The following is an 11124-nucleotide window of genomic DNA, read 5'->3' as shown; positions in this document are numbered from 1 at the left end:
ATGAAGTCGCCTCGTTTCCACTGTTTGTAGGGGTACAAACACTGTAACGAACGGGCGGCTTTTTTTCTACCTTTTTTTGGCTAATCAACAGGCCTACATTATTGTACCTTATTTTCCTACATATCCCTAAAAAAGCGATATACCTAAAGAATTAACATACAAAAATGCCCTTAATTGGGGTTTTCCCTTCGTTGCCGTCGAATTAAGGTACAAAAACGCTCTTATTTACGTATTCCCGAGGCTGAGAGCAAACCGGCGCTGACCGAGAGAGTCTTTCCCATGTTGTTCAAAGGATCTTACTGTCGACTCCAACCATCCTGCCACCTCACCATGTTGCTCATACCTCGCTCGCCCCACCCTTTAGACCAATGCTACTGAACACCCTATTACCCGAATAAGAGCAGACAAATCGCAATAGCTGCAACGAAACCGACAACGTCGGAGAAAAGGCCCACCTTGAGCGCGTAGCGGCCGTTACGGATCCCGACGGCTCCAAAGTAGACCGTCAGCACGTAAAGTGTGGTGTCCGTGCTGCCCTGAATGGTGGAGGCAATCATGCCGATCAGCGAATCCGGGCCGTGTACACGGATCAGGTCGGTGGTGTAGGCCAGCGACCCGGTCCCAGTCAGTGGACGCAGGAGACCAAGCGGTAGCACCTCCGAAGGCACCCCCAGCCCCTGCAGCAGGGGGGCCACGAAACCCATCAGGTAATCAAGCGCTCCTGAAGCGCGGAATACACTGATGGCGACCATCATCCCGACCAGATGCGGGATGATGCCGATAGCGGTGCTGAAGCCGTCTTTAGCGCCTTCTACAAAAGATTCATATACGGGGACTTTACGCGAGAAGGCGTATAGCGGTATGAACGTGATCAGAACCGGAATCGCCCAAGCCGAAATAAGGCTGATAAAATTCAGCAAGACACGTTCACCCTTTCAATGAGGAATGAGGGAGCGTTCTACTCCCCCCAATGGACTTATTCGTCCCTTGGGCAGGCGGTTTAGGGGGCTTGTGCATCAGCGTCAGCCGCCTGAACATCCGGTCAGCCACGATAGCGGCCAGCGTGGCAACTGCCGTAGCAGCAAGCGTCGTGCCGACGATCCCAGCGGGATCGGTGGAGCCGTAGTTGAGGCGGATCGCGATCAGTGTAGCCGGAATCAGCGTGATACTGGCCGTATTCAGGGCCAGCAAGGTACACATGGCCGGAGTAGCCGTATCCTTATCCGGGTTAAGATTCTGCAGCTCCTGCATCGCCTTGATGCCCATCGGAGTTGCTGCATTGCCAAGGCCGAGCAGGTTCGCGCTCATGTTAGAGAGAATATAGCCGATGGCTGGATGCCCTTTGGGCACATCGGGAAACAGAAAAGCTACGACAGGGCCGAGCACCCTGGCGATCTTTTTTAACAATCCAGCGTCCTCTGCAACCCGCATAATGCCCAGCCAGAACACCAGCACACTGATTAAACCGAAGCTTACGGTAACCCCGCTTTTCGCCCCGTCAAATACTGCTGCCGTAAATTCATCCATGCGACCGTTGACCGCCGCAAACAAAAAGCCAATGACGATCATCCCCAGCCAGATTCCGTTAATCATGGGTAAGTCCTCCCCTCCCACTTTCAGCTTCCCCTATTCGTGATGGAAGCGGCCAAACAACGCGCGCAGCGCACTACCAAGGGCTTGGAGCCAGGTATTCGCTGGATACTCCGCTGCCAAAGCCGAGTTGAATTTCTTCGCATACGGCGTCTGCTCGGGAGGGACTGTGCCGGGCTGATATACCGGAACCCGGCCAATCTCTTGGCCGCCCAATTGGAGTACCAACACACCACGCAGTCCAAAATCCGTACTACGAGCAGTTTTTGGGGATACCGCCTGCCCCCCGTTCAGCACCAGCTTCGTGATCAGTCTTGCTTCTTCCCCCGTGCTGAATGGATACGCAAAATCCTGTCCAGTTACATATTCGTACCCCTTGATTTTGTCCCCGCGTTCTATAATGGTTTTGAGCGGAAAATGGTTGAAGCCAAAATCAAGCAGCGCCGCATGATCGTTCCAGTCATTACCATCGTTCAGTGTCACTGCGACGAGTTGCTGTCCACCCCGGGTAGCGGAGCTGACTAAGCAACGTAACGCTTTTTTCGTATATCCGGTCTTTACCCCATCCGCTCCTTCGTAGAGTCGCAGCATTTTATTTTTGTTGACCCACTTGTAGTCCCACTTCTCATAAGGATTATCCGCGGTCTTCACTTCAGTCTTAACGATCTGCTTGAACACAGGGTTATGCAGCGCATATGCGGTCAGCCTGGCCAGATCATTGGCACTAGAGTAATGCCCCTCGGCATCCAAACCGTGCGGATTGGCAAAATGGGTGTGGATGAGCCCTAGCTCCTCAGCCTTGGTATTCATCAGATACACAAAGCCATCCTCCGAGCCTCCCACATGCTCAGCAATGGCAGTCGCTGCATCGTTACCGGAGCGGAGCATCAGGCCGTACAGCATATTTTCCAGAGTCATCTCCTCTCCGTTCTTCAGGAACAAGGATGACCCTTCCTTGGCAAAAGCGTTCTTCCCCACCTTCACCTTATCGCTTAATTTTCCGTTCTCTATGGCGACGATCGCCGTCATGATTTTGGTCAAGCTGGCTATCAGCATGGGCTCGTCACCGTGGCTGCTGTATAGAATACGGCCGGACTCCACATCAATCAGTGCCGCCGCCTTGGCATATGTGGAAACAGAACTCTTCTCCGCCCGGAGTGACGGCAAGGGCGCCAAAATGACCACAAGGCATACTATTAAAACAACTGAGCATATTCGGTTTATTGTCTTCATGTTTACCCTCCGGCTTCTTAGCGCTTATATAGTACAAGTGTATGCGGACAGGCGGGAAGGTATGTCCTTCAACCTGGATCATCCTTTTTAGAAAATCCTCGCTGAAGTCCTGTCATCCTGGCTGCAAATATCCTTATCTCAAAAAAAGGGACATCGCCGATAAGGCGATCTCCCTGATTCAGCCAAGCTTGTAGTGGCATCTTACAATTCGTGTGATATTTAATGAGTCGATGGAGTAGTGTCGCTCTTGGTTACGGTTTTTTCGGTTGTCGTTGTAGCGACAGAGGCGTTGTACTGGAACATGGACTGGATTTTGTCGATCAGGTTCGGGGTAGCATCAATGATTTTCTCGAACAGATGGGTTTGATTATCCAGCGGAACAATATGCACGCCGCCCTTGCCTACAACGAGAAAAGCAATCGGTCTTATCGATACCCCGCCACCGCTACCGCCACCGAAAGGCAGCAGCTTGACGCCAGATTGCGTTCCGGTCACACTACCTGATGAACCGTCATCCTCAACACGGTAATCACTACCGCCTGCAGCAAAGCCAAATGCTACCTTGCTGATAGGCAGAATCACGCTACCGTCTGGTGTTTCTACCGCATCGCCTACAATCGTATTGACATCAACCATGCCTTTAATATTTTCCATAGCAGTCTGCATTAGACCCTGAATGGGATGATCACTCATATTTTTGTCCTCCTTTGGCTTCTGGGAATCGTCATTATTCTACAGCGATATCATCCCCATCATCGCCCATTTGTATGTAAGCCGTATCGTTTCAGGAAGAATGATGCCCCTTGATCCCACGGGATTTGCTAAGCAATGCCTTCCAGCGCCGCAGCCCCCCCGTTTCCTTTGAAATTCGGCGCAGCAGCCCTATTCCCGCATAGATCATATAAGCAATAGAAACGTTTCCCGTACACACCAGTTCCGAAGTAAAGCTAAAGTTATCCTCAAAGACTGGTTTTACAAAAAGCCGCGGACTTTTCTGCAGCCTTACCCACTTCGACAGTAAGCCAGCCAAGCTCCATTTGAGGCCCCAGAGCGCGCCCACGGCTGTTGCTGTCAATGCCGCATCCTCCAGTGAGAAATCCGTGGACCAGTCTAATTTTGTTATACGGACATGAGCGGCTGTCTTTTTGAACCATTTCTTAAAGTAGCGGGTTGCTTTTAGCATCTTCTTGATCGAGTCCAGCCAGTTATCCACCGTCTCCTTGTCGATGTCGCCTACCTGCTCATCGTCACTTCTGACCGGTGCCAGACCGCTCTTCTCCAGCTTTACCCGCACTCCCCGCTCAATCCCCGCATAGATCACCTTGGGTAGCTCATAATGATACTTAATAAGTCCAAATAGAGCGGTCACGTCAAGCTCCACTCTGTCGTCCTTACCCACCCTGCATAGCCGGAAATGAAAATGGAGAGAAGAGGACAGGATCAGCACAATCACGAGAAGCAACAAGACAAGGGGAACTGCGATCCAAAGTGTCACGAATTAACCTCCAGGCATTCTTAATCATGGGAACTATTGGTTTAGTATGGGAAGGAAGGTTGGAAAAAATTCGGTGCAGCCCAAAAATATCCCCATTCCATCTAATCACAACAAAAAGCACCGTCGCTTTCAGCCCCAGAAGAGGGCATCGACAGTGCACAGATCACAATATACTGAGAAGGAAGACTCGTATCCAAAACAGAATCAAAAGTTTATTTCTATCTACACGTGCTCAAGAGCTGTTTGCAGGTCTGCAATCAGATCAGCGGTCTCTTCAATACCAACAGACAGACGGATCAGGTTATCATAAATTCCAATCTGCTCCCTGGTTTCTTGGGGGATGGAGGCATGGGTCATCACAGCTGGTACCTCGATCAGGCTCTCCACACCGCCTAGGCTTTCTGCCAAAGTGAACAGCCGGGTCTTCTCAACAACCGTTGCTGCCTCTTTCTCTCCGCCCTTGACCAAAAAGGTCACCATGCCGCCAAAGCCGCTCATTTGTCCCTTGGCCGTTTCATAATATGGACTTGAAGGCAGTCCTGGATAAATTACTTTCTCGACCTTCGGATGACGCTCCAAAAATTCAGCAATGGCGAGAGCATTTCGGCAATGAGCCTCCATTCGCACCGATAAGGTCTTAATCCCTCTAAGTAGAAGAAAAGCGTCAAATGGCGGAAGCGGGGAACCTATCGCATTTTGCAGAAAACTAATCCGCTGAGCTACCTCATCATTATGTTTCGCTACAACGATGCCAGCGATCACATCCGAATGCCCATTCAAATATTTAGTGGCGGAATGGACAACGATATCAAAGCCCAGCTTCAGGGGCTGTTGCAGATATGGAGATGCGAACGTGTTGTCGCAAACACTGATGAGATTGTGCTTCGCAGCGATAGCGGCGATTTTTCGCAGATCTACTATTTTCAACAAAGGATTCGTCGGTGTTTCTACCCAAATCAGGACAGTATTGTTCTGGATGTGCTCCTCAATGCTCTCGGGATTGGATAGATCGACATACGAAACCTCCAGTTCTAGCGCATCCTTCTTCACCTTGTCCAGCAGGCGGAATGTACCTCCATACAGGTCATCAGTCACAATAATATGAGATCCCCGCGGAAGAGTATCAATAATAGCTGACTCAGCGGCCAGTCCGGAAGCGAAGGCAAAACCGACTTCTCCTTCCTCCAGGGCAGCAACACAGGTCTCCAGTGCCGTTCTAGTCGGATTACCGCTTCTGGAATAATCATAGCCTTTATGCTTACCAGGTGATTCTTGGGCAAACGTAGACGTGGCATAGATCGGTGTAATCACCGCTCCAGTCGTGGGATCAGGCTCCTGACCGGCGTGAATGGCTCTGGTGGAAAATCCGTATTGGCTCATCTAATCTTCAGCTCCTGTTTTTATAATAATTTGCGGCGCAAATAATGAATGTAATCACTCTTGGTGATGACCCCGTAGAATTCCCCGTCTTTAGTGACGATAACGAGCAAACCTTCTTTCAGAATCGAGATTACCTGAGCAAGATCGTCTTCGATTGAGACGGTTGCAACATTGGTAGACATATACTGTCTGACCTCATCTTTAAGAGCATGCTCATTACGGCTTTCTGTAGCCGTTAAGATATCCCATTCATCAATGATGCCTACAACGGTCCCATCCTTCAGCACCGGAATTTGTGAAATTTCATACAGACTCATCTTGGCATGAGCGTTCAGCAGCGTATCCTCTGGCCCTACCGTAATGACACTGCGCTCCGAATATTTGCGGGTGACCAGATCTGAAATGCCGCCACTTTGCTGCTTGCGGATGAGTCCCCGGTCAATCATCCAGAAATCATTAAACATTTTGGTAAGATACTTGTTTCCGCTATCGCAGACAAACGTAACAATGTTCTTGGGCTCACTCTGTTCCCGTGCATATTTCACAGCAGCACTGATCAGTGTCCCGGTGGAGGAACCACCCAAAACCCCTTCCTGACGCAGCAATGTACGGGCAGAGGCAAAGCTTTCTTCATCGGTGATATGATACGCCTTGCTGATCAGCGTTTGATCGAACTGCGGAGGGACAAAGTCCTCCCCGATCCCTTCCACAAGCCAGCTTCCAGGCTCAGACAGAGGATTGCCCTCCACAACATCAACGAGGATGGACCCTTCAGGATCAGCAAGTACAATTTCCAAATCCGGCTTCACTTTGCGAAAATAGTCCGTCAACCCTTTCAGCGTCCCCGCCGAGCCAACGCCTACAACTATGGCATCCACCTCATGCTCGGTCTGTTCCCAGATTTCCGGCCCGGTTGTTAGCTCATGGGCGAGTGGGTTAGCGGGATTATTGAACTGGTTGACAAAATAGCTACCCGGTGTCTCCTCCGCGATTCGCTTGGCATAATCCTGATAGTAGTCAGGATGGCCTTTCTCCACATCGGAGCGGGTAAGAATAATCTCCACCCCGAGCGCCCGAAGATGGTTTACCTTCTCAGTACTCATCTTGTCGGGGATCACAAGAATCAGCTTATATCCTTTCGTAATAGCAGCTAGTGCCAACCCTAGTCCCGTATTGCCAGCCGTAGCTTCAACCAAAGTGTCACCGGGCTTGATCAACCCCTTCCGCTCTGCGTCCTCAATCATAGACAGGCCGATCCGGTCCTTAATAGACCCGCCAGGGTTCTGATTTTCCAGCTTGAGGAATAGTCTGGATGGACCTACATCAAAACAATGGACTTCAATTAAAGGGGTGTTGCCGATCAGATCAATCGCTGTAGGAATGTTTTTCATACGAATCAACCCTCAATCCTCTACCTATTAATAATTCATATAGAAATAGTATGCTTTAAAATTATAAAGGTGCCTGCCCCCGACTGTCAATTTATCACATTAAAGGGATATAGCAGAATTGAGTGACCTTACGGCCGGGAACCCGATCATAGACAAAAACCGTTGTCCCAAAGGGACAACGGCATAGGTTATAACGCTATTCACCAACAATACGAACTTTCAGCTATTACATTTCTTCGAAGGTCATCTGGCTGTCCAGCTTGCTGAACAACAGTTGTGTCTCTTCTTCCAGATTATCTGGACTCTCAAAGCTGGATGGTTCCGGCAACTCTTTCAAGCTGGCCAGCCCAAAGCTGTCCAAGAAGGACTTTGTCGTGCCATACAGAATAGGACGACCTATCGCTTCCGCCCGTCCGACCTCATGAATGAGATCCTTATTATTCAGAGTATGAATCGCCCGTTCAGACTTCACGCCGCGGATCTCTTCAATCTCCACACGCGTGATCGGCTGACGATAGGCGACAATCGCCAGCGTCTCCAGTGCCGCTTGGGACAAGGACGCACGGGACGGCGAGTAGGCCAGCCGCTCGAAGTATGGCGCGTGGGCAGGCAGTGTAGCCAGCCGGTAATTCCCGGCAATCTGCACAACCTGAAGGCCGCGTTCCTGCGTGTTATAATCGTCCTTCAGCTCTTCCAGCGCCCGTGTAGTCAATTCGGGACGTTGCTCCGTAATCTCGGCAATTTGTCGCACAGACAAACCTTCATCCCCAGACAGAAAGAGCAAGCCCTCAATAACTGATTTCAGTTCCTTGTAGTTCATCTAGTTGTTCCCCTCCTCTCCACTCCATCACGATGTCTTCGAACAATTTCTCTTGGTAGCAGAAGATCGCCTTCATCTTCATTAACTCCAGAATCGCTAGAAAAGTCACCACGATCTCATGCCGTGCCATCTCATCATCCAGCAGAGCCGAGAAGCGCAGCTTGTGGCCCCGGCCACCCCGCCGCAGCGCATCAGACACATCCCGTATCCGATCCTTCACCGAGATCTCATCCCTTGTGATCCGCTGATAGGAGGATCGTCTAGCAGCTTTGCTGAGTGCCTTGCGGAACGCCGCAATCAGGTCAGCAGTATGTAATCCCTTGAGCGGATGATCCTGCTGGGTCGGAACGAACGGCCCCAGATCTTCCGGCTCTTTCGTGAAGATCAGACTCCGCTCGCTTTCCATATCCATCAATTGGATCGCAATACTCTTGAATTTGCGGTATTCCACCAGCCGCTGTACGAGTTCGGCACGTGGATCAAGCTCATCTTCCTCGTAATACTCGAAGTCATCGATCTCGATGACCGGAGGCTTCGGCAGTAGCAGCTTGCTTTTAATAGATAACAAGGTGGCTGCCATTACGAGAAACTCGCTGGTAATGTCCAGTTCAAGCTCCTGCATGGACTGCAGGTATTCCATGTACTGCTCGGTGATCTCGCTGACCGGAATGTCCTGGATGTCGATTTCCGCCTTATCAATCAAATGCAAGAGCAGATCCAGCGGACCCTCGAACGTTTCCAGCTTGTACAATACAGTCACGAGGCTTCCTCCCGCCAAAAAAAAGTAAAGTGCAGCGCCGCAAGGACGCTACACAAGTAGAAAGATTCATATCATTCATGCTTTCTTCTTATACATATAAATAAGCACGATTTTAGTAGATTCGTCAATAGGTGTTATTTGAGCAGTTTGTTCAGATTCGCCATTTCAATAGCCGCCGTCGCAGCATCCCAGCCCTTGTTGCCCGCTTTGGTTCCGGAGCGCTCAATGGCCTGCTCGATGTTTTCGGTCGTTACTACGCCGAAGATTGTCGGTACGCCTGTCTTGAGGTTGATCGCCGCCACGCCCTTGGCCACTTCATTGCACACATAATCGTAGTGTGTTGTAGAGCCGCGAATCACTGTACCTAATGTGATCACTGCATCATACTTGCCGCTTTCGGCCATTTTTTGGGCAATCAGTGGAATTTCGAACACCCCGGGAACCCAGGCCACATCCACTTCGTCATCAGCTACACCATGGCGTTTGAAGGCATCCAGCGCGCCGGACAGCAGCTTGCTGGTAATAAATTCATTAAAACGTCCTACAACAACTCCATATCTTAACCCTTCGGATACTAAGTGTCCCTCAAAATAGTTCGGCATATTGTTCATCAACCCTTCATTAATAGTTATTTAAAATTTGGTTATTTGTAGTTTGGTAATTAAACTCGGCTATCACATAAGACTCGATCGTCACTACGGTGAACGGTTTGGGCTTCCGGCCGCTGCTGTCTACGGATTTCTTTTCATTGTACTGCTACTTACGGTTAAGTTTCAGAGACAGCTTAGCACATGCTTTCGAACCCGGTTTTCTTTCCTCCGGAAAAGATCTTGCTTCCCAGATTAACGGCATTTTCGCACCTTATTTTCCTCATTTCGAGGTAATTCAGGAACTTAAGGGCATTATTGTATGTTAATTTCGGTAAATGCACTGATATTAGGATGATTTGGAGGATTTAACATACAAAATTGCCATTAATCTCAGTTGAGACTGATTTACGTCCCATTTAAGGTACATAAATGCTCTTATTTCAACTCGAGAGATGCTCAACCCTCTCCGTCATACCTTCTCAGCTTTGTTTCATTCATTCCTGTTTCTTTCGGACAAGTCGTATTTCTTGCGTTCATTTATAAGTGGTTCAAGCTTTGCTGGTCTCGTTCTGTTCAATATTGTCAAAAGAAAGCAGATGACCAAGTTTAGCCTGCTTCGTGTGCAGGTAGTTTGTATTATCCTCATTCTCTGGCATTTGGATCGGTACACGTTCTACAATCTCCAGGCCATATCCCTCCAGCCCCTTAATCTTGCGAGGGTTGTTGGTTAGCAGCTTGATTCGTTGCAGTCCGAGATCCTTCAGGATCTGAGCGCCGATTCCGTAATCGCGAAGGTCTGCCGGAAAGCCCAGCTTCAGGTTGGCATCAACGGTATCGAGTCCTTCCTCTTGCAGCTTGTAGGCCCGCAGCTTATTGATCAGACCAATGCCCCGGCCCTCCTGACGCATATAGAGCAGGACACCTCTGCCAGCAGCGTCAATCTGACGCAGCGCAGCTTCGAATTGTGGGCCGCAATCGCAGCGGTGGGAGTGGAAGACATCCCCAGTCAAACATTCAGAATGAACACGTACCAGAACCGGCTCGTCGCCGGAAATATCGCCCTTGACCAGTGCAATATGTTCTTTGTCATCTACTACATTAGAATAAGCTATCGTCTGGAATTCACCGAAATCGGTTGGCATCCGTACCGCTACCTCGCGGGTAACCAACTTCTCCTTCTCATTCCGGTAATGGATAAGATCCTTGATACTGATCAGTCTCAGATCATGCTTGCGGGCAATCTCAATGAGATCTGGCAGACGAGCCATCGTGCCGTCTTCCTTAATAATCTCGCAGATCACACCAGCCGGATAAGCACCGCTCATTTGAGCCAGGTCGACAGCGGCCTCTGTGTGACCGGAGCGGCGCAGCACACCGCCTTTTTTGGCAATCAGCGGGAACATGTGGCCCGGTCTACGGAAATCGGACGGCTTCGCCTCCGGGTCCATGATCGCTTTGACCGTCATGGAGCGCTCTGCTGCGGAAATGCCAGTAGTTGTATCTTTATGGTCGATCGAGACTGTAAAGGCCGTACCGTGGAAATCCGTATTTTGGCTGACCATCGGCTTCAGATCCAGCTCTTCTGCCCGCTCCGCTGTAATCGGCAGGCAGACCAGCCCGCGTCCCTCAGTAATCATGAAATTGATCACTTCGGGAGTCGCGCGTTCCGCCAGAGCGATGAAGTCTCCTTCATTCTCACGGTCCTCATCATCCACAACAATGACCACTTTGCCGCGCATCAAATCATAAATCGCTGATTCTATGGAATCCAGGACTATTTCCTGCTTTGATTGTTCGCTCATGATCTATCCTCCTCATCGTTTGCAGAAGCTTCATTGCTTCGCATCACGTCATTGCTTAGTAAT

At 49.9% G+C, this 11124-nt stretch carries 11 protein-coding genes; all 11 read right to left on the bottom strand.

Translation table 11 applies throughout. The annotated features are described in order from the left end of the window. Positions 1-386 precede the first annotated feature (386 nt). Positions 387-920, bottom strand: coding sequence for a spore maturation protein (locus ACFORK_RS28930; protein WP_379205531.1), 534 nt, complete (start codon positions 918-920; stop codon positions 387-389). A 7-nt stretch (positions 921-927) separates the two neighbouring features. After that, positions 928-1593 (bottom strand): nucleoside recognition domain-containing protein, encoded by a 666-nt coding sequence (locus ACFORK_RS28925; RefSeq protein WP_379205530.1) that lies wholly within the window; start codon positions 1591-1593, stop codon positions 928-930. 33 nt (positions 1594-1626) lie between these two features. Then, positions 1627-2823, bottom strand: coding sequence for a D-alanyl-D-alanine carboxypeptidase family protein (locus tag ACFORK_RS28920; RefSeq protein WP_379205529.1), 1197 nt, complete (start codon positions 2821-2823; stop codon positions 1627-1629). A 219-nt stretch (positions 2824-3042) separates the two neighbouring features. Further along, on the bottom strand, positions 3043-3516 hold the full coding sequence (gene ytfJ / locus ACFORK_RS28915; RefSeq protein WP_379205528.1) for a GerW family sporulation protein: 474 nt from the start codon (positions 3514-3516) through the stop codon (positions 3043-3045). Between the two features lie 91 nt (positions 3517-3607). Continuing rightward, positions 3608-4318 (bottom strand): DUF2953 domain-containing protein, encoded by a 711-nt coding sequence (locus tag ACFORK_RS28910; protein WP_379205527.1) that lies wholly within the window; start codon positions 4316-4318, stop codon positions 3608-3610. Positions 4319-4540: 222 nt separating this feature from the next. After that, complete coding sequence (locus ACFORK_RS28905; RefSeq protein ID WP_379205526.1) at positions 4541-5698, bottom strand: cystathionine gamma-synthase; 1158 nt, start codon at positions 5696-5698, stop codon at positions 4541-4543. A gap of 20 nt (positions 5699-5718) precedes the next feature. Further along, on the bottom strand, positions 5719-7089 hold the full coding sequence (locus ACFORK_RS28900; RefSeq protein ID WP_379205525.1) for a pyridoxal-phosphate dependent enzyme: 1371 nt from the start codon (positions 7087-7089) through the stop codon (positions 5719-5721). A 226-nt stretch (positions 7090-7315) separates the two neighbouring features. Beyond that, positions 7316-7909 carry an SMC-Scp complex subunit ScpB gene (gene scpB, locus ACFORK_RS28895; protein ID WP_379205524.1) on the bottom strand — a complete coding sequence of 198 codons (594 nt, stop codon included), beginning with the start codon at positions 7907-7909 and terminating at the stop codon, positions 7316-7318. Beyond that, the gene (locus ACFORK_RS28890) at positions 7878-8669 is read right to left on the bottom strand and encodes a segregation and condensation protein A (RefSeq protein WP_379205523.1); all 792 of its coding nucleotides are present in this window, start codon (positions 8667-8669) and stop codon (positions 7878-7880) included. Before ACFORK_RS28890 ends, scpB begins: the two co-directional genes overlap by 32 nt. A 134-nt stretch (positions 8670-8803) precedes the next feature. Continuing rightward, positions 8804-9271 carry a 6,7-dimethyl-8-ribityllumazine synthase gene (gene ribH / locus ACFORK_RS28885; protein ID WP_066365462.1) on the bottom strand — a complete coding sequence of 156 codons (468 nt, stop codon included), beginning with the start codon at positions 9269-9271 and terminating at the stop codon, positions 8804-8806. Between the two features lie 536 nt (positions 9272-9807). Next, on the bottom strand, positions 9808-11061 hold the full coding sequence (locus ACFORK_RS28880; protein ID WP_379205522.1) for a bifunctional 3,4-dihydroxy-2-butanone-4-phosphate synthase/GTP cyclohydrolase II: 1254 nt from the start codon (positions 11059-11061) through the stop codon (positions 9808-9810). Positions 11062-11124: the final 63 nt, after the last annotated feature.

Source organism: Paenibacillus sp. GCM10012306 (genome assembly GCF_042649265.1).
Taxonomy (GTDB): Bacteria; Bacillota; Bacilli; order Paenibacillales; family Paenibacillaceae; genus Paenibacillus_AQ.
This window is presented reverse-complemented; position numbering and strand designations above follow the sequence as displayed.

Bases quoted from the DNA above. Each gene is read 5' to 3' on its own strand.
- ribH (WP_066365462.1), bottom strand. From the start codon at position 9,271: ATGCCGAACTATTTTGAGGGACACTTAGTATCCGAAGGGTTAAGATAT.
- ACFORK_RS28920 (WP_379205529.1), bottom strand. From the start codon at position 2,823: ATGAAGACAATAAACCGAATATGCTCAGTTGTTTTAATAGTATGCCTT.
- ACFORK_RS28905 (WP_379205526.1), bottom strand. From the start codon at position 5,698: ATGAGCCAATACGGATTTTCCACCAGAGCCATTCACGCCGGTCAGGAG.
- ACFORK_RS28880 (WP_379205522.1), bottom strand. From the start codon at position 11,061: ATGAGCGAACAATCAAAGCAGGAAATAGTCCTGGATTCCATAGAATCA.
- ACFORK_RS28925 (WP_379205530.1), bottom strand. From the start codon at position 1,593: ATGATTAACGGAATCTGGCTGGGGATGATCGTCATTGGCTTTTTGTTT.
- ACFORK_RS28900 (WP_379205525.1), bottom strand. From the start codon at position 7,089: ATGAAAAACATTCCTACAGCGATTGATCTGATCGGCAACACCCCTTTA.
- scpB (WP_379205524.1), bottom strand. From the start codon at position 7,909: ATGAACTACAAGGAACTGAAATCAGTTATTGAGGGCTTGCTCTTTCTG.
- ytfJ (WP_379205528.1), bottom strand. From the start codon at position 3,516: ATGAGTGATCATCCCATTCAGGGTCTAATGCAGACTGCTATGGAAAAT.